Annotated in this window: 14 protein-coding genes; 2 read left to right on the top strand and 12 right to left on the bottom strand. The window is 69.3% G+C overall.

Annotated elements, in window-relative coordinates:
* Positions 1 to 129: 129 nt before the first annotated feature.
* From WG922_RS18655 to WG922_RS18645, 3 genes are all read right to left on the bottom strand, one after another.
* Positions 130 to 1770: a pseudouridine synthase gene (locus WG922_RS18655; protein WP_340284348.1), complete on the bottom strand. Its 1641-nt coding sequence runs from the start codon at positions 1768 to 1770 to the stop codon at positions 130 to 132.
* Positions 1767 to 2438, bottom strand: a complete 672-nt coding sequence (gene scpB, locus WG922_RS18650) for an SMC-Scp complex subunit ScpB (protein ID WP_340284347.1) — start codon at positions 2436 to 2438, stop codon at positions 1767 to 1769. Before scpB ends, WG922_RS18655 begins: the two co-directional genes overlap by 4 nt.
* Before the next feature lie 61 nt (positions 2439 to 2499).
* Entirely contained in the window at positions 2500 to 3558 is a 1059-nt protein-coding gene (locus WG922_RS18645) for an RluA family pseudouridine synthase (protein ID WP_445322859.1), read from the bottom strand.
* Between the two features lie 32 nt (positions 3559 to 3590).
* Between WG922_RS18645 and WG922_RS18640 the strand changes: the two genes are divergently transcribed.
* Positions 3591 to 4391, top strand: a complete 801-nt coding sequence (locus WG922_RS18640; protein WP_340284346.1) for an outer membrane protein assembly factor BamD — start codon at positions 3591 to 3593, stop codon at positions 4389 to 4391.
* Here WG922_RS18640 and WG922_RS18635 read toward each other — a convergent pair.
* Positions 4354 to 6363, bottom strand: a complete 2010-nt coding sequence (locus WG922_RS18635) for an ATP-dependent DNA helicase (RefSeq protein WP_340284415.1) — start codon at positions 6361 to 6363, stop codon at positions 4354 to 4356. The genes WG922_RS18640 and WG922_RS18635 overlap by 38 nt on opposite strands.
* 104 nt (positions 6364 to 6467) lie before the next feature.
* Positions 6468 to 6671, bottom strand: a complete 204-nt coding sequence (locus tag WG922_RS18630) for a DUF465 domain-containing protein (RefSeq protein ID WP_340284345.1) — start codon at positions 6669 to 6671, stop codon at positions 6468 to 6470.
* Positions 6672 to 6769: 98 nt separating this feature from the next.
* Between WG922_RS18630 and WG922_RS18625 the strand changes: the two genes are divergently transcribed.
* On the top strand, positions 6770 to 7534 hold the full coding sequence (locus WG922_RS18625) for a PP2C family protein-serine/threonine phosphatase (protein WP_340284344.1): 765 nt from the start codon (positions 6770 to 6772) through the stop codon (positions 7532 to 7534).
* 94 nt (positions 7535 to 7628) lie between these two features.
* Here the strand turns inward: WG922_RS18625 and WG922_RS18620 are convergent, their stop codons facing one another.
* The 7 genes from WG922_RS18620 to WG922_RS18590 form a co-directional block, all read right to left on the bottom strand.
* Positions 7629 to 8444 (bottom strand): hypothetical protein, encoded by an 816-nt coding sequence (locus WG922_RS18620; protein WP_340284343.1) that lies wholly within the window; start codon positions 8442 to 8444, stop codon positions 7629 to 7631.
* Entirely contained in the window at positions 8441 to 9559 is a 1119-nt protein-coding gene (gene zapE, locus WG922_RS18615; RefSeq protein WP_340284342.1) for a cell division protein ZapE, read from the bottom strand. Before zapE ends, WG922_RS18620 begins: the two co-directional genes overlap by 4 nt.
* A 5-nt stretch (positions 9560 to 9564) precedes the next feature.
* Positions 9565 to 11010, bottom strand: a complete 1446-nt coding sequence (gene lpdA / locus WG922_RS18610; protein WP_340284341.1) for a dihydrolipoyl dehydrogenase — start codon at positions 11008 to 11010, stop codon at positions 9565 to 9567.
* 148 nt (positions 11011 to 11158) lie between these two features.
* Positions 11159 to 12451 (bottom strand): 2-oxoglutarate dehydrogenase complex dihydrolipoyllysine-residue succinyltransferase, encoded by a 1293-nt coding sequence (gene odhB, locus WG922_RS18605; protein WP_340284340.1) that lies wholly within the window; start codon positions 12449 to 12451, stop codon positions 11159 to 11161.
* A gap of 108 nt (positions 12452 to 12559) precedes the next feature.
* The gene (locus WG922_RS18600) at positions 12560 to 15430 is read right to left on the bottom strand and encodes a 2-oxoglutarate dehydrogenase E1 component (RefSeq protein WP_340284339.1); all 2871 of its coding nucleotides are present in this window, start codon (positions 15428 to 15430) and stop codon (positions 12560 to 12562) included.
* Between the two features lie 144 nt (positions 15431 to 15574).
* On the bottom strand, positions 15575 to 16930 hold the full coding sequence (locus WG922_RS18595) for a type II toxin-antitoxin system HipA family toxin (protein ID WP_340284338.1): 1356 nt from the start codon (positions 16928 to 16930) through the stop codon (positions 15575 to 15577).
* Entirely contained in the window at positions 16927 to 17304 is a 378-nt protein-coding gene (locus WG922_RS18590; RefSeq protein WP_340284337.1) for a helix-turn-helix transcriptional regulator, read from the bottom strand. Before WG922_RS18590 ends, WG922_RS18595 begins: the two co-directional genes overlap by 4 nt.
* Positions 17305 to 17527 lie beyond the last annotated feature (223 nt).

Below are 17527 nucleotides of genomic sequence, written 5' to 3'. Positions count from 1 at the left end.
TCGTGCTCGCAGAAATGCTGCACTGGCTTCGTGTCGCAGCCGCGCCCTAAAGTTCGACAAAGCCGCCAATTTTAACCCGCGGCGCAGAGGTCGAAACGCTGCGCCGGCGAAGCCGATGCGCCTGGGCGCTCAGCCTCGCGAACGCCCGCCGCCGCGGCGCTGGCCGCCGCCGTTGCCACCGCCCATGCCGCCGCCGCCCATGCCGCCGCCGCGCCGCGGACCGGGGCCTCCGGCCTGGCGCTGCCGCGTGAAACTGTCGGCGCCGATATAGCCCAGCGACGTCTTCATGGGGTCGGGTTGGTTGCTGGCGGGTCGGTCGCCCCGCTCCTTGCGCCGCTGCTGGCCTTGCCCCTGCCCCTGGCCTTGCGCCTGTTGCCCTGGACCGCGCTTTCGCGCCGGCGGGGCGCCGCGCGAGTCGCCGCTACCGCGGGGGCCGCCGCCGCGGCGTTGCTTGCCGCCTCCGCGGCGCGCGCCCGCGCCGTCGGCCGCGTCGCCCTCGCCCCGCTCGCGGCGCTCCGCTCCGGCTGCGTGCATCAGTTCGCGGATGTCCCGCTCATCGAGTTCCATCCAGGCGCCGCGCTTGAGCCCGCGCGGCAGCACCATCGCGCCATACCGGATGCGGATGAGGCGGCTCACCGCATGGCCCACCGCCTCGAACAGGCGCCGCACCTCACGGTTGCGTCCTTCGGAGATGGTGACGCGGTACCAGGCGTTCGCGCCCTCGCCTCCCCCGTCCTCGAGGGAGCCGAACTGCGCCCGCCCGTCGTCGAGGGTGACGCCGTCCAGGAGGCGCTGCTTCTCTTCGTTGCTCAAGGCTCCGAGCACCCGGACCGCGTACTCGCGCTCCAGGCCGAAACGCGGGTGCATCAGCTTGTTGGCCAGCTCCCCCGAACTGGTGAACAGCAACAGGCCTTCGGTGTTCAGGTCGAGCCGGCCCACCGACTGCCACTTGCCCTGGTACAGCTTGGGCAGCTTGCGGAACACGGTCGGGCGGTTCTGCGGGTCGTCGTGCGTCACTACCTCGCCCACGGGCTTGTGGTAGGCGATCACGCGGGCCGGCGGCGGTGCAATGCGCACCCGGATCGGCTTGCCGTTGACCTTGATCTGATCGCCCCACTGGATGCGCTGTCCGATGTGCGCCGGCTCGTTGTTGACGGAGATGCGCCCCTCGGTGATGAGTTGCTCCATCTCGAGGCGCGAGCCGAGTCCGGCCTGTGCCAGCACCTTGTGCAGCTTGGGCGTGTCCGCCTGCGGTGAGAGCACTCGCTTGGGCGGTGCCAGCGCAACGCTCTGCTCGTCGGCGTCGTACTGCCCGGATACCACGTCCTCGAACCGGATCGGGGGCACGGCAGCGGACTCGGCCGCAGCGGCGCGGTGGCGGCGAGCCTGACGTGCGCCGTCGTGATCATCGTCGTCCTCGTCGTCCTCGTCGTCCTCGTCGTCGTCCTCCTGGTCGTGCCCGTCGTCCGCATCTCCCACTGCGGCAGCTCGGTTCAGGTCCGTTCGTTCCGCTTGACCCCTGTCCAGCCGGGGTGGGAGGCGCTCCTCGGCTGGGGCGTCGTCCGACGCCTGTGCCTGCGCGGCGGGCGTTGCGGGCGCGGCACCCTGCCCGTCTCGCGCCTGGCCGCCAACCGCCGGCGCATGCACCTCCTGCGCGCTCTCGTCTTGTGCCCTCTCCGCGTGCGGGACAGCACCCCGGGCGTTCTCGCGCTGGTCGGTCTCGGAGTCAGGGGTGCGCGATGCGGCGCCTTCAGGGGTGGAGTGGGTCATGGTGCTTCGGGAGGACGCTGGTCGTCGGCAATCGATCGGGAGGCAGGCGCATCGTTCTCGGCGGCGACCAACTCGGGCTGGGCCGCGGCTTCGATCGCGAGTTCAGGCTGCTCGGAGGGATCTCCGGCCAGGGATTGCAGCAGGGCGGCGCCCTGTGCGGGACTTTCGAGCAGCGGAAGCTGGTCGAGCGAGGCGAGCCCGAGGTCGTCGAGGAACTGGCGCGTGGTGGCGAACAGCGCCGGTCGCCCCGGTGCCTCGCGGTGGCCGATCACCTCGACCCATCCGCGGTCTTCGAGCTGCTTGATGATGAGGGAGTTGACGGTGACTCCGCGGATGTCTTCGATGTCGCCGCGCGTGACCGGCTGCCGGTAGGCAATGATGGCCAGCGTCTCCAGGGTGGCGCGCGTGTAGCGCGGTGGCTTTTCCGGGTGCAGCCGGTCGAGGTACTCGCGCATCTGGGGGCGGCTCTGGAAACGCCATCCGCCGGCCAGTTGCACCAGCTCCACGCCGCGCGGCGTCCATTCGTCCTGCAACTCCTGCAGCAGCGTCTTGATGGTGTCGGCACCCAACTCGTCGTTGAACAGCACGCGCAACTCCCGCACCGGCAGCGGCTGCGGCGAACAGATCAGGGCTGTTTCCAGGACGCGCTTGGCATCCGAGGTATTCATGGTCTCTTGTCGCAGGAAGTGCCGCGGTGCGGCAGGCGAAACAGTCGGGCCCGGAAGGACCTCATGCGCCGGCGTCTCCGGGAGATTGGCCGAATGGGCGGGGCGTGGCGCGCGCCGGCGGATTGTAACGCAGCCCCCAGGCCGCCAAAGCCTGCAGAAGATCGGCCGGCGGGTGCGCGTGAAACTCCATATGCGCACCGGTTGCAGGGTGGGTGAACGCCAGCCGGTCCGCGTGCAGCGCCTGGCGCGCCATGCCGGCGGCCGGCGCTCCGCCGTAGAGCGTATCGGCCACCAGCGGATGGCCGATGTGCGCCATGTGCACCCGGATCTGGTGGGTGCGGCCGGTGCGCAGGCTGGCGCGAACGAGGCAGCCATGCGCAGCCTGCTGCAGCAGCTGGAATTGCGTGCCGGCCGGCTTTCCGGGGTGGCGCTGCGGATCGACGACGGCCATGCGCAAGCGGTTGGCGGGATCGCGCCCGATGGCTGCCTCGACTTCGCGCTGCGGCGGCCCGGCCCACGGCCGGTGCGCCAGCGCCACGTACTGCCGCTCGACCTCGCGCGCCGCGATCAGGCGCACGAGCGCCTCCATCGTCTGGCGTTCGCGGGCCACCACCATCAGCCCGCTGGTGTCCTTGTCGAGCCGGTGCACGATGCCGGCGCGCGGCAGGAGCGCACACCGTGCATCGCGCGCCAGCAGGCCGTTGAGCAGGGTGCCGCACCAGTTGCCCGGGGCGGGATGCACCACGAGTCCGGCCGGCTTGTGCAGCACCAGCAGGTGCTCGTCCTCGTGCAGCACGGACAAGGCCATGGGCTCGGGTATGAAAGCCTGGCTCTGCGGCGTGGGACGCAGCTCCACCTCGCACGCGTCACCGGCCTGGACCCGCTGCGCGCTGCGGCGCGCCGGCTGTCCGTTCAGGCGCACTGCGCCGGCTTCGACCAGCTGCTGCAGGTAGCTGCGCGAGAACTCCGGAACGCGCTGCACGAGCGCCCGATCGAGGCGCATCCCGTGCCCCGAAACATCGATGGAAAAGGCCCGCAGCTCGCTGTCGGCGCCGGCCTCGGCGCCCTCCTCCAACCCGCCGTCAAGGGCGGTTGCGAGGGGGTCGGTCGATATAATCAAGGTGCCTTGTTCCACTGAAAGAAGCCTGCGCGATGCTGCGTGCGAAATTATCGACGGTCGCTCCCTTGCTGCTCGCCTGCAGCCTGCTGGCCGGCTGCTCCACCACCGCCGAGGACGCTTCCGCCAACTGGAGCCCCAACCGCCTGCTGTCCGAAGCCAAGGGCGAGCTCGACGCCGGCTCCTACGACAAGGCGATCCCGCTGCTTGAGCGGCTCGAGGGCCGGGCTGCCGGCACGCCGCTGGCACAGCAGGCCCAGCTGGAAAAGGCCTATGCGCACTACCGTGCCGGCGAGCGGGTCGAAGCCATTGCCACGCTGGACCGCTTCCTGCGCCTGCACCCGGCAAGCCCGGCCGCCGACTATGCCCTGTACCTCAAGGGCCTGGTCAACTTCAACGATCAGCTCGGGATCTTCTCGGCGCTGGCGCGGCAGGACCTCTCCGAGCGTGACCAGCAGGCGGCCAAGGAATCGTTCGAAGCATTCCGCGAACTCAGCGCGCGCTTTCCCGAATCGCGCTACGCGGCCGATGCGCGCTCGCGCATGACGTACATCGTCAACTCGCTCGCGGCCTACGAAGTGCATGTGGCCCGCTACTACTACTCGCGCGGCGCCTACGTCGCCGCGATAAACCGGGCCCAGGCGGCACTTGCGGAGTACAAGGAAGTGCCGGCGCTCGAAGAAGCCCTGTTCATCCTGCACCGCTCCTACGAGGCGCTGGGTATGCAGCAGCTCGCCGCGGACGCGCGCCGCGTCCTGGAAACCAACTATCCCCAGAGCGAGTTCCTGAGCCGCGGCTTCAAGCGGCAGCAGGATGCGTGGTGGCGCTTCTGGTAGCTGCCAGGTCCTCCAGCGCCTGTTCGAACTCCTGTGCGCTCGCCAGACGCCGCATCGGCGGCAGCGACGACAGCAGGCGCCGACCGTAGGACATGCCGGTCAGCCGGTTGTCGCACACCACCAGCACGCCGCGGTCCGACTCGCTGCGGATCAGACGCCCCGCGCCCTGCTTGAGTGCCACTGCCGCCTCGGGCAGGTGGTAGTCGCCGAAAGCGTTGCGCCCCTGCAGTTCCAGGCGCCGCGCACGCGCCTCCACCAGCGGATCGCCCGGCGGTGGAAACGGCAACTTGTCGATGACCACCAGCTGCAGTTCGTCGCCCGGAATATCGACGCCTTCCCAGAACGACGCCGATGCCACCAGCACGCAGCCCGCGCGCGCGCCGGAACTCCCCTCGCGGAAACGCTCGATCAGCCGGCGCTTGGGCCATTGGCCCTGCACCAGCACCTCGATTTCGGCGCTGCCGTCGAAGCGCACCTGCAGCGCGTCGCCCACCGCCCGAAGCGCCCGAAGCGTGGTGGTGAGCACGAGGGTGCGGCCCCCGATGCGCGCTGCCGCGTCGGCCACCATGGCCGCCACCCGGCCGCTGTGCGCGGGATCGGCCGGACGCGGAAACTGCGCGGGAACGTAGAGCGCCGCCTGCTGCGCGTAGTTGAACGGGCTGCCCACGCGCAGCACCTGCGCATCGTGCAGGCCGCACGGCTCGGTGAACCAACGCAGGCGCGGATCGTTGCCCAGAGTGGCCGAGGTGAAGATCCAGGCCTTCGAGCCGCCGTCGTCGGGCTCCGTCGCGGCGTCGCGGCGATCGCCGTCCTCGGTGTCCTCGGAGCGCGCATCGGCGTCGGCGTGCATCTGCGCCCCCGCACCTGACGGCCGGCGCAGCAGCCGGCTGCGCACCGCGTGTGCAATGTCCAGGGGAGACTCGAGCAGGCGCAGCTGCATGCCGACATCGACCCAGCGCACCGACTGGGGCTCACAGGGCTGCACGAAGCGCGAAGCGCGTTGCGCCAGCGCGTCGGCGCGCTCGCGCAGGCGCACGAAGTCGGGCGCAATTTCGCTCACCGTGTCGAGCGCCTGCGCCGCTGCTTCGCAGCTGTCCGCCACGCCAGCCAGCGCCGCGCGCCAGGCCGTCGGATCGACGTTCTCGGGGGCCGCCTCGCTCCAGCGCAGGCGCGCCCCCGCGGGGCTGCGTCCCACCGTGAGACGCAGGTCGCGCGCAGCACGCTCCACACCCCCCGCGAGCGCCTGCCAGTCGGCGAGCCCGCGGGCGAGCTGCAGCCCCGCGCCAAGCATGTCGCGGCAGAAATCGATCAACTGGCCCGTGCCGAGCTGCGCGCCCAGGAACTGCACGCCTATTTCATTGAGCTGGTGCGCTTCGTCGAACACGGCCACGCGCACGGTCGGCAGCAGCTCGGCCATGCCCGACTCGCGCACGGCGAGGTCGGCGAAAAACAGGTGGTGGTTCACGACCACCACGTCCGCCGCGAGGGCCTCGCGCCGCGCCTGGTTCACGTGGCAGGCGCGAAAGCGCGGACACTGCGCGCCCAGGCAGTTCTCGCGCGTGGACGTCACCAGGGGGATCGCGGGGGAGCGTTCGTCCAGCCCGGGCAGTTCGGCGAGGTCGCCGGTGCGCGTGCTGCGCGACCAGTCCTCGATCTTGGCCAGCGTGCGCTGTTGCGCGCGTTCGGACAGCGCCGGGTCCTGGCGTGCTACCTCCATGCGGTGCAGGCACAGGTAGCTGGCGCGCCCCTTCAGCAGTGCGGTGCGCAGCGGCAGGTTGAGGGCCTCTGCAAGGCGCGGCAGGTCGCGGCCATGGAGCTGGTCCTGCAAGGTCTTGGTCGCGGTGGACAGCAGCACACGCTCACCGGACATCAGGGCCGGCACCAGGTAGGAGAAGGTCTTGCCGACGCCGGTGCCGGCTTCGACCACCAGCACCCCGCCGGATTCGATGGTGCGGGCCACAGCGCGCGCCATCTCCGTCTGTCCGAGGCGCGGCTGGAAGCGCTCGGCCGCGCGCGAGAGCGCGCCACCCGCGGAAAAGGCTTCACACACCGCTTCTTCGAGGTCGTTGGCCCGGCTCACGCGGGCTCCCTGGGAGCGAGCTGCCGCTCGAGGCGCGCGATCTCGTCGCGCAAGCCCAGGCGGCGCTTCTTCAGCCGCCGCAACAGCAGTTCGTCGATGCTGGGTTCCTGGCCGGCCTGGTCGATGACGGCGTCGAGGTCGGCGTGCTCGATGCGCAGCGCTATGAGGCGGCGCTCGGGAGAGTGCAGGTTGGAGTTCACGGCAGGAGCGGGGTGCGCGTCGCCGCAGGGACGTCCGGGGCGCGGTTGATCGCGGTTGATAATACCTGCTTCCCAGCTCGCTGCCCCCACACACCAGCATGGCAAAAGGCTTCCGAATCAGTGCCGCCACCGGCATCCACAAGGGCGACCGCGAGTACCAGCAAGACCAGCTCGCGCTGATCGGCCATCCGCGCATACCGGGCTGTGTACTGGGCGTCATTGCCGACGGCATGGGCGGCCGAAGCGGCGGCCGCAAGGCATCGGACCAGGTCATGCTCACGGCCCGCCAGCTGTTCGAGCGCTACTCACCCGAACAGGACGACGCAGCCTTCCTGCTGCGCCAGATGGTGCGCGAGGCCCACCTGGTCATCAAGCTCACCGCCATCTCCGCCGAGCAGGAGCCGCACAGCACCATCGCGGCGTTCCTGATCAACCCGGGCGGCGACTGCCACTGGGTTCACGCAGGCGACTCCCGCATCTACCATTTCCACGGCAGTCAGCTGGTGACGCGCACCCTCGACCACTCCCTGGTGCAGGTGCTCGTCTCGCGCGGCGAGATCACCGAGGAAGAGGCCCGCACGCATCCGCAGGCCAATATCGTCGTCGGCTGCCTGGGATCGGAGGATGAGCCACCCACCGATGCGCACTGCATCTCGCGCCTGCGCCCGGGCGACATCCTGCTGGCGTGCAGCGACGGCCTGTGGCACTACTTCACGCCGGAGGAGCTCGGTGCAGCGCTCACCTCGCTTGCGCCGCGCGAAGCCAGCGAGTTCCTGGTGGAGAAAGCCCGTGCGCGCGCGGCAGGCTCGGGCGACAACCTCTCGCTGATCATCGTCAAGCTGGAGCCGTTGGCCGACGCCTGACGCGCGCTGCGCCTCGTACAGGTTTTGAGGTTTTGAGGCTTTGAGGCGTGAGGAGGCGCGAAGCGCGAGGCTTGAGGCGCGCCGGGCCTCAAATTCAGGGTGGCACAGGCAGCGGATCGGAGCGCGGCTTGCTGCGGTTCTCAAGGCGCTGCAAAACCTGCGCCTTGTGCTCGGCAGCATCCCGGAGCCGCTCCTCGTATTCCCGGGCGCGTGCTTCCCGCTCCTGGCGCGCCTGCTCGGTCTCGAGCGGATCCACGGGAGCGGACGGTATCACCCGCGCGGAGCGACCGACTGCTGCCGGGGTCGGGGGCTGCTCCGTGTCGCGCCGCTGGGGTACAGCGCCGGACACGGCGGGCCGCTCGGTCCTGCGCGTGGGTCCGGTGGTCGAGCCCGCGGGCGTGCCGGCCAGCGGCGGCACGCCTGCTGCGCCAGAAGGGCGTGAGGGCGCGGTGGGGGCCGTCATCGCAGGCGGCACAGCGGGCGCCACCGGGGTGCGTTGCGAGCCTGCGGACGCCGCCGGCGCGGACCGGTCACCTGCACCTGCACCTGCACCGGAAGGCGTACGGTCCGGTGCCCGATCATCGGCATCGCGCTTGCGTTGCTCCAGTTCCAGCAGCCGTTCGGCACCACGCCGCTGGCGCTCGGAGGCGTTCAGCGCCAGCTCCTGCTGCCGCAATTCCGACAGCACGGCCCGTCGGCGGGCGCGGCTCTGGGCGACACAGTCATTGACCGCGAAGCGCGCCCGGCAGGCGATCGACTCCTCGGCGAAGCGCGCTTCGGCGGCCGCTCGTTCCTGCGCGATGCGTACGCGTTCCGCCTCCACCAAAGCCGGATCGGTCGGTACTTGCGCGAAGGCTGCACTGCCGGAGAGCAGGAGGCAGGCGAGCGCGGTGGCAGCGGGCGTTCTCATGTCAGTCTCGTGTCCACGGTACGGCGCTCCTCCGCCAGGAACTGCGCCGACTGCATCTCGGTCAGCCGCGAGACGGTGCGCGGGAACTCGTGGGCCAGCGGCCCTTCGGTATACAGCTGCTCCGGGGGCACCTGCGCAGACATGATCAGCTTGACGCGCCGGTCGTACAGCACGTCCACCAGCCAGGTGAAGCGCCGCGCCTCGGACGCCATGCGCACCGGCATGTAAGGGACGTCCGAGAGCAGCACGGTGTGGAACTGCGTCGCGATCTCGAGATAGTCGTTCTGCGAACGCGGACCACCGCACAGCGTCTTGAAGTCGAACCACACCACGCCGCCGGCCTTGCGGCGGGCCCGGATCTCGCGCTGCTCGATGTGCAGCACCGGGTTCTCGTCGTGCGTCTCGGCCAGCTCGGTGAAGGCGGCGTCCATCTCGGCGTCGGCCTGCGGTCCGAGCGGCGTGTGATAGAGCTTCAGGTGCTCCAGCGTGCGCCGCCGGTAGTCGGTGCCGTTGTCCACGTTGATCACCTCCAGCCGCTCGTTGAGCAGTGCGATCGCCGGCAGGATGCGGTCGCGGTGCAAGCCGTTGGGGTACAGCTCGTCGGGGCGGAAGTTGGATGTGGTGACGAACCCGACGCCGTTGTCGAACAGCGCCTGCAGCAGGCGGTGCAGGATCATCGCGTCGGTGATGTCCGCGACGTGGAACTCGTCGAAGCAGATCAGCCGGTACCGCTTGGCCATGCGTTCGCCCAGCACCTCCAGCGGATTCACCGTTCCCTGCAGGTCGGACAGCTCGCGGTGCACTTCGCGCATGAACTCGTGGAAGTGCAGCCGCGTCTTGCGCCGAAGTGGCACGGCGCCGTAGAAGCAGTCCATGAGGAAGCTCTTGCCGCGCCCCACCCCGCCGTACATGTAGACGCCGCGCGGAATCTCGGGGCGGTTGATCAGCTTCTTGAAAACGTTCGAACGCTGCTCCTTGAACAGCGCCCACTCCCGCGCGCAGCGCTCCAGCGCCTGCACCGCGCGCAGCTGCGCCGGATCGCTCTGGAAGCCGCGCGCTGCCAGCTCGGCCTCGTAGGCCTGGTGAACGAGTGCCGGCTGGCGATCGTCCCCCATCGGCGTCAGAAGTTGAGCGCGCGCTTGTCCACCGCGAGGGCGGCCTCCTTGGTCGCCTCCGACAGGGAGGGGTGCGCGTGGCATATGCGGGCGATGTCCTCGCTGGACGCGCGGAACTCCATGGCCACCACGGCTTCGGCAATGAGCTCGCTGGCCATGGGACCACAGATGTGCACGCCCAGGATCTCGTCGGTGGTCGCGTCCGCCAGCACCTTGACCAGCCCGGTGGTGTCACCCAGCGCCCGGGCCCGCCCGTTGGCGAGGAACGGGAAGCTGCCGGCCTTGTACTGCACGCCATCGGCCTTGAGCTGCTGCTCGGTGCGGCCGACCCACGCGATCTCGGGGCTGGTGTAGATCACCCAGGGGATGGTGTTGAAGTTCACATGCCCGTGCTGCCCCGCGATGCGCTCCGCCACGGCCACGCCCTCCTCCTCGGCCTTGTGCGCCAGCATGGGCCCGCGCACCACGTCGCCCACCGCCCAGACGCCGGGCAGGTTCGTGCGGCACTCGGCATCCACCGCGATGGCGCCACGCTCGTCGAGCTGCAGGCCGACCGCCTCGGGGTTCAGGCCGACGGTGTTGGGCACGCGGCCGATCGAGACTACGAGCTTGTCGACCTGCAGCGTGCGCGCCTCGCCCTTGGCATCGGTGTACTGCACCGAGACCCCCTCGGCGCCCTGGTTGCGGATCTCGCCGACCTTCACGCCCAGCTCGATCTTCAGACCCTGCTTGGTGAAAGCCTTGTGCGCCTCTTTCGCGACCTGTTCATCGACCGCGCCCAGGAAGGTCGGCAGGCCTTCGAGGATGGTCACCTCCGCGCCGAGGCGTCGCCACACGGAACCCATCTCGAGACCGATGACACCCGAGCCGATGAGGCCCACTTTGCGGGGCACGGCGCCACTGTCCTTGCCGATGCGCAGCGCGCCATCGTTGGACAGCACGTTGACCTCGTCGAACGGCACGCCGGGAAGCGCCCGCGCATTGGAGCCGGTGGCCACGATCACCTGCTTGCCGACCAGCGTCTCCTCGGCGGCGCCGGAAACGCGGATCTCGTAGCTGCCGCCTTCGGCCTTCACGAAGGAGCCGCGGCCGTGGAAGAACGTGACCTTGTTCTTCTTGAAAAGGTACAGGATGCCGTCGTTGTTCTGCTTCACCACCGCGTCCTTGCGGCCGAGCATCCTGGTCAGGTCGAGCTCGAGACCGCTGACCTTGATGCCGTGGTCGGCGAAGTGCTTGCCGGCGTGCTCGAAGTTCTCCGAGGACTGCAGCAAGGCCTTGGAGGGAATGCAGCCGACGTTGGTGCAGGTGCCACCTGGCGCCGGACCGCCCTTGTCGTTCTTCCACTCGTCGATGCAGGCGGTGCGCATGCCGAGCTGCGCAGCGCGGATGGCGGCGATGTAGCCGCCCGGTCCGCCGCCGATCACGATGACGTCGAATTGTTGTTGGTTCATGGTGTGAGGAACTCGATCTGGGGGCTGCGTGCCAGGAAACGAACGGGGCGCCGACCTCGGCGTTGACGGGCAGTGCCGCCGGCGGGAGCCGCCAACCGGAGGAACGCTCCCCCGGTCACCGGCTCCTGGCCTGCGGCCACTTCTCTACTCAAATGTCGAACAGCAGGCGCGACGGGTCTTCCAGCGCTTCCTTCATGGCCACCAGGCCCAGCACGGCTTCTCGGCCGTCGATGATGCGGTGGTCGTAGGACATGGCCAGGTAGTTCATCGGCCGCACCACGACCTGCCCGTTCTCCACGACGGCGCGGTCCTTGGTGGCATGCACGCCCAGGATGGCCGACTGCGGCGGGTTGATGATGGGCGTGGACAGCATCGAGCCGAAGACGCCGCCGTTGGAGATGGAGAAGGTGCCGCCGGTCATGTCTTCGAGGCCGAGCTTGCCGTCGCGCGCCTTCTGGCCGAACTCGCCGATCTTCTTCTCGATGTCGGCAAAGGTCATCTGGTCGGCATTGCGCAGGATGGGCACGACCAGCCCGCGCGGCGAGCCGACGGCGATGCCGATGTCGAAGTAGCCGTGGTAGACGATGTCGTTGCCATCGACGCTGGCATTGATCACCGGGTACTTCTTGAGCGCGTGCACCGCGGCCTTCACGAAGAAGCTCATGAAGCCGAGCTTGACGCCGTGCTCCTTCTCGAACTTCTCCTGGAAGCGCTTGCGCATCTCCATGACCGGGGCCATGTTCACCTCGTTGAAGGTGGTGAGGATGGCGTTGGTCGATTGCGACTGCAGCAGCCGTTCGGCGACGCGGGCCCGCAGGCGGCTCATGGGCACACGCTGCTCGGGACGCTCGCCGAGGTCGGCGGGTGCCGGCGCGGCGACCTGTTGCAGGGCCGGCGCGGGAGCGCGCGGCGCAGCGGCAGGAGCCGCCGGCGCCTTGGCGCTGCCGGAGGCCACGGCCCCGAGCACGTCGCCCTTGGTGACGCGGCCGTCGCGCCCGGTGCCTGCGACGGATCCGGCGGCCAGCTGGTTGTCGGCCATGAGCTTGGCGGCCGCGGGCATCGCGACGCCGGCCATGGAGCCGCCACCGGCGGCAGCGGGTGCGGCGGTGGGAGCGGGAGCCGGCGCGGGAGCCGGCGCGGTACCACCGGCGCCAGCCGCCGCGGCGGGCGCGCCGGGGGCGGCGGCCGACATGCCGCCACGGCCTTCGGAGTCGATGCGGGCGATCACCTGGTCGGCCACCACGGTGCCGCCGCTGTCGATGACCACTTCGGCCAGCACACCGGCGCTGGGCGCGGGCACTTCCAGCACGACCTTGTCGGTCTCGATCTCGATCAGGATTTCGTCCTGCGCGATGGCCTCGCCCGGCTTCTTCTTCCACTGCAGCAGCGTGGCCTCGGCGACCGATTCGGACAGCTGCGGGACTTTGACTTCAACGATCATGGGTGTTCTTTCGGGATGTTGTTCTTGTGGCGCGGCGTGGGGCCTGGAACTGCAGGCCCCACCCCCGCACCCGCGCGGCCTGGCGGCCGCCAGCGGTTCGCCGTTTCGTCATTTGGTCAGCACGAACCCCTTGAGCTTGGTGAAGGCCGCATCCACCAGCGCCTTCTGCTGCTCCTGGTGCAGGTGCGAGTAGCCGACCGCCGGCGAGGCCGAGGCGGCTCGGCCGGCATAGCCGAGCTTCTGGCCGTCCATCATGTTCTCGTGGATGTTGTGCTGGATGAAGAACCACGCGCCCTGGTTCTGCGGCTCGTCCTGGCACCAGACGATATCGGTCGCGTTGGGATACTTCTTGAGCTCTGCGGCGAAGGCCTTGTGCGGGAACGGATAGAGCTGCTCGACGCGCAGGATGGCGACGTCCTCGCTCTCGCGCTCGGCCCGCTTCTTGGCCAGGTCGTAGTAGACCTTGCCCGAGCAGACGATGACGCGCTTGACCTTGTCGCCGCGCAGGTCGGCTGCGTCGGGGATGACGGTCTGGAAGCCGCCCTTGGTGAACTCCGACAGCGGCGAGGTGGCGTCCTTGTTCCGCAGCAGCGACTTGGGCGTCATGATCACCAGCGGCTTGCGCACCGGGCGCACCATCTGGCGGCGCAGCAGGTGGAAGATCTGGCTTGCCGTGGTGGGCTGGCAGACCTGCATGTTCAGGTCGGCCGACAGCTGCATGAAGCGCTCCAGGCGCGCCGAGCTGTGTTCGGGGCCCTGGCCCTCGTAGCCGTGCGGCAGCAGCAGCGTGATGCCGTTGACCCGGCCCCACTTCACTTCGCCGGATGCGATGAACTGGTCGATCACGACTTGTGCGCCGTTGGCGAAGTCGCCGAACTGCGCCTCCCAGACCACCAGGGTGTTGGGGTCGTTGGACGAGTAGCCGTACTCGAAGCCGAGCACCGCCTCTTCCGACAGGATCGAGTCGATCACGGCAAATGGGGCCTGGTTCTCGGCCACGTTCTGCAGCGGCACGTAGGTGCCGACGTCCCAGCGCTCGCGGTTCTGGTCGTGCAGCACGGCGTGGCGGTGCACGAAGGTGCCGCGGCCCACGTCTTCGCCCGACAGGCGCACCGGGTAGCCGCTGGCCACCAGCGAGGCATAGGCCATGTGCTCGCCCATGCCCCAATCGACGTTGACCTCGCCGCGTCCCATCGCAGCGCGGTCCTCGAGGACCTTGCGCACGAGCGGGTGCACGGTGAAGTTCTCGGGCACCGAGGTGATCCGCTCGGCCAGTCGCTTCCACTCGGTCAGCGGAATGGCGGTGTCGGCGGCGTCGCTCCACTTCTTGCCCAGGAACGGGCTCCAATCGACGGCGTACTTGCTCTTGAAGTTGGTCAGCACCGGATCGACGGTGTGCGTGCCGGCGTCCATGGCGGCGCGGTAGGCCTTCACCATGTCGTCGCCCAGCGTGTCGCCCAGGCCCTGCGTGGCGAGCTTGTCGGCATAGAGCCTGCGGGTGCCGGGGTGCGCCGCGATCTTCTTGTACATGAGCGGCTGCGTGAGGGAGGGTGTGTCCTGCTCGTTGTGACCGAGCTTGCGGAAACACACGATATCGACGACCACGTCCTTGGCGAATTCCATGCGGTATTCGAGGGCGAGCTGCGTCGCAAGCACCACGGCTTCGGGATCGTCGCCGTTCACGTGCAGCACCGGCGCCTCGATCATCTTGACCACGTCGGTGCAGTACAGCGTGGAGCGGCTGTCGCGAGGATCGGAGGTGGTGAAGCCGATCTGGTTGTTGATGACGATGTGCACCGTGCCGCCGGTGAAGTAGCCACGCGTTTCGGCGAGCGCCAGCGTCTCCATGACGACGCCCTGGCCCGCGAATGCCGCGTCGCCGTGCACCAGCACGGGCAGCACCTGCTTGCCCTGCGCATCGGCGCGGCGGTCCATCCGCGCGCGCACGCTGCCCTCGACGACCGGGTTGACGATCTCGAGGTGCGAGGGGTTGAACGCCAGGCTCAGGTGCACCGGGCCGCCGGGGGTGGAGACGTCGGAGCTGAAGCCCTGGTGGTATTTCACGTCGCCGGCGGGGAGGTCTTCCTTGGCGGTGTGCTCGAACTCGGCGAACAGGTCGCGCGGCATCTTGCCCAGCGTGTTCACCAGCACGTTGAGGCGGCCGCGGTGGGCCATGCCGATCACGATCTCCTGCACGCCCTTGCTGCCGGCCTGCTGGATCAGCTCGTCCATCGAGGCGATGAAGCTCTCGCCGCCTTCGAGCGAGAAGCGCTTCTGGCCGACGTACTTGGTGTGCAGGAAGCGTTCGAGGCCTTCGGCGGCAGTGAGCCGATCGAGGATGTGCTTCTTCTTGTCGGCGCTGAAGTTGGGCTTGGTGCGGCTCGACTCCAGCTTCTGCTGCCACCAGCGCTTGCAGCCCTGGTCGGTCATGTACATGTACTCGGCGCCGATGGTGCCGCAGTAGGTCTCGCGCAGCGCGTTGATCAGCTCGCGCAGCGTCATGGTCTCGCGGCCGAAGAAGGTGTTGCTCGTGTTGAACACCGTCTCCTGGTCGGCGTCGGTGAAGCCGTAGAACGACGGCTCCAGCTCGGGGATGTTCGGTCGCTCGGTCCGCTTGAGCGGATCGAGGTCGGCCCAGCGCTGGCCGACGTTGCGGTAGGCGGCGATCAGCTGCTGGACGGCGGTGCGCTTGCGGCCGAGCTCGGAGTTGGCGCCGGAGGCGACCACCACCTGCGTGCCGCCCTGCTTGGCACGCTGCGCGAAAGCGTTGATGACCGGGAGGTGGGGAACGTCGCGTGTGTTGCTGCCGTCACCGGCGGGCACGTTCTGCAGCGCGTCGAAGTACTCGCGCCAATTGTCGGGAACGCTGCCGGGATTGGCGAGGTAGTTCTCGTACATCTCCTCGACGTATGGGGCGTTGCCCCCGAAGAGATGGGAGTTGCCTCGATAGGCTTTGTAGACGGAGCTCGTCTCACTCATGTTTCGCTACTTTCCGCCCCCCTGCAGGGAGCATGAGCATGGTTGGACAACCTTCCGCGACACGGCTGGACCGGTTGGCGGATGCGACTGTGGCTGGAAGGACCGTGGTTGCGCCCGGAATTGTGCCACTGAAATACCGTTGTATTACGGGTTTTCCAGGGGCGGCCCCTCGGCCGACGGGGTTGGCGGTGCCTTACGCGACCGCACGCGTCGCACCAGTGCAGCCACCGCCGGAACCGCCGTGAAGTGCGCCATCAGCCGCTCCTTCTGCTGCGGCAGCAGGGCGCTGGCGGCGATCAGGTCGGGCCAGGTGTCCAGGGCGGCGCGCACCGAAGCGCGCACCACGGCGGAGGCCACGGTTTCGGGCATCCCGCAGTCGTTGCAGAAGGAGCGCAGGCTGGCCGGCCCCAGCCGCGCGCGCGCCGGCGTGCCGCGGGCGAAAGGCAGCGCGTGCCCGCGCCCCGGCAGGTAGGCCGCGTAGGCCACCACGTCGTAGGCAGGCGCGAGTGCCGGCGTGCGCCCATCCGGGTAGACCACGCCGAAGTTCTTCACGTGGGCGTCGTAGTTGCCCAGCATCTCGTTCACCGCAAGCCGGCGCAGCAGCTCCTTGACGGCCGCCTCGGCACCCCCCATGGCCTCCAGCACCCGCGCGATCAGCGCATACGAGACGTTCGGGTCCTGGTATTTCATCTCCGGCGGCACCTGCAGCACCTGGGCGAAGTCTTCGCAATGCACGTGCTCGCGACCGTCGCGCCGGTCGAAGCGTTCCACCGCAAGGAAGTTGCGTGCCTCACCGACGGTGAACGGCACATCGGTCTGGATGGCACTCAGCGGCGCCAGCGACGCACGGCAGGTGCTCACGCCCGCCGCCGCCGCCAGGCGCAGCGACAGGTCCTCCACCTCCGGCAGCAGCGGGAATTCGGGCGTCGGCAGCTTGGCGATGATGTGCACGCCCGCGGGGTCGCGCGTGCGGGCCACGTAGCGGCCGGCCTGCTCCACCAGCGACATCTTGGCCTGCAGGCCGGACAGCGAAGTGGCGTCGGCGATGGGATCGGCGGTGACGCTCACCTCGAGCGCGTCGTGGTGCTGGGTGACGATGGCCGCCACCCGGTCGCGCGAGACGTCGGCCGGCAGCGCCAGCACCGCGCCCGGCAGGTCGGTGCCGCAGGCGGCGAGGATCTCGAAGTGGTCGTCGATCGCGCAGTTGCGGATCTGCGCCAGGTGCCGGCGCAGGGCGCCCTCCGGCAGCATGTTCTGGAAGAAGGGCGGCAGTTGCGCACCGGTGCCGTTGAAGAAGGGAATGCTTGCGTGCGAGCTCCAGAACAGCTCGCGCGCCTCGGGCGCGACCACGGTGGCCCAGGAAAGCAAAGGTGCCTGCGGATCGCGCCACCAGGCCTCGTCCGGCACGAAGCGGGTGAGCGCGGAGGCGCCCTCGCCCCATTGAAAGAGTTGGCCCACATGCCGCGAGCCGAGCCGGATGTCGAGCAGCCGCAGCCTCATCGGGCGCCCTTCCTGCTTCGGGAGACGCGGGTGCGCCGCGGCGCGGGAGCGGCCGGCGCGCCCACAGCGGCCGTCGCGTCGGCCGCGGCGTCGCGCGCGAGTGCGTCGGTGCCGAACTTCAACTGCTCCACACGAGATAGGGGACGCTGCGAGGAGGCTGGCGCGGCCAAACCAGCCGCCACCTGACGCGGCACCAGCACCAGTTCCAGCCCGAGCTTGTCGGCGATGGCCATGAGCGTGGTCACGCGCGGCGCTGACTCCGCCCGCAACACCCGCCGTGTCGCGAGCCGCGACAGCCCGGCAGCCGCAGCGAGTTCCTCGAACGTGACCTGCTGTGCCAGGCGCGCATCCTCCAGCGTGGTGGCGAGCTCCATGATGGTTCGCATAGTGACCCTTAGCTCATTAAAGGATACTTTGATTACCGCACCGAATGGCCAGTGTACTTCCGGGCGCTGTGCAGCACGCGCCCACACGCATGGCTGTGATTGCCACAAAGGCGGGGTCGCGACACCGGCCGCCATCGCGCGCCACCGACGTGCGCGCAAGTCCTGCACGGGCTGGCCGCGCGCCTTGCGCGCATCCCATCATCGCGGCCCG

Source organism: Ramlibacter sp. AN1015 (assembly GCF_037726105.1).
Classification (GTDB): Bacteria; Pseudomonadota; Gammaproteobacteria; order Burkholderiales; family Burkholderiaceae_C; genus Ramlibacter.
Note: the sequence above shows the minus strand (reverse complement) of the source record. Positions and strands in the feature narration are given on the sequence as shown.

Excerpts from the sequence above, each read along its gene's own strand:
- WG922_RS18655 (WP_340284348.1), bottom strand. The coding sequence starts at position 1,770 with ATGACCCACTCCACCCCTGAAGGCGCCGCATCGCGCACCCCTGACTCC.
- scpB (WP_340284347.1), bottom strand. The coding sequence starts at position 2,438 with ATGAATACCTCGGATGCCAAGCGCGTCCTGGAAACAGCCCTGATCTGT.
- WG922_RS18640 (WP_340284346.1), top strand. The coding sequence starts at position 3,591 with ATGCTGCGTGCGAAATTATCGACGGTCGCTCCCTTGCTGCTCGCCTGC.
- WG922_RS18635 (WP_340284415.1), bottom strand. The coding sequence starts at position 6,363 with ATGGCGCGCGCTGTGGCCCGCACCATCGAATCCGGCGGGGTGCTGGTG.
- WG922_RS18625 (WP_340284344.1), top strand. The coding sequence starts at position 6,770 with ATGGCAAAAGGCTTCCGAATCAGTGCCGCCACCGGCATCCACAAGGGC.
- WG922_RS18620 (WP_340284343.1), bottom strand. The coding sequence starts at position 8,444 with ATGAGAACGCCCGCTGCCACCGCGCTCGCCTGCCTCCTGCTCTCCGGC.
- zapE (WP_340284342.1), bottom strand. The coding sequence starts at position 9,559 with ATGGGGGACGATCGCCAGCCGGCACTCGTTCACCAGGCCTACGAGGCC.
- lpdA (WP_340284341.1), bottom strand. The coding sequence starts at position 11,010 with ATGAACCAACAACAATTCGACGTCATCGTGATCGGCGGCGGACCGGGC.
- odhB (WP_340284340.1), bottom strand. The coding sequence starts at position 12,451 with ATGATCGTTGAAGTCAAAGTCCCGCAGCTGTCCGAATCGGTCGCCGAG.
- WG922_RS18600 (WP_340284339.1), bottom strand. The coding sequence starts at position 15,430 with ATGAGTGAGACGAGCTCCGTCTACAAAGCCTATCGAGGCAACTCCCAT.
- WG922_RS18595 (WP_340284338.1), bottom strand. The coding sequence starts at position 16,930 with ATGAGGCTGCGGCTGCTCGACATCCGGCTCGGCTCGCGGCATGTGGGC.
- WG922_RS18590 (WP_340284337.1), bottom strand. The coding sequence starts at position 17,304 with ATGGAGCTCGCCACCACGCTGGAGGATGCGCGCCTGGCACAGCAGGTC.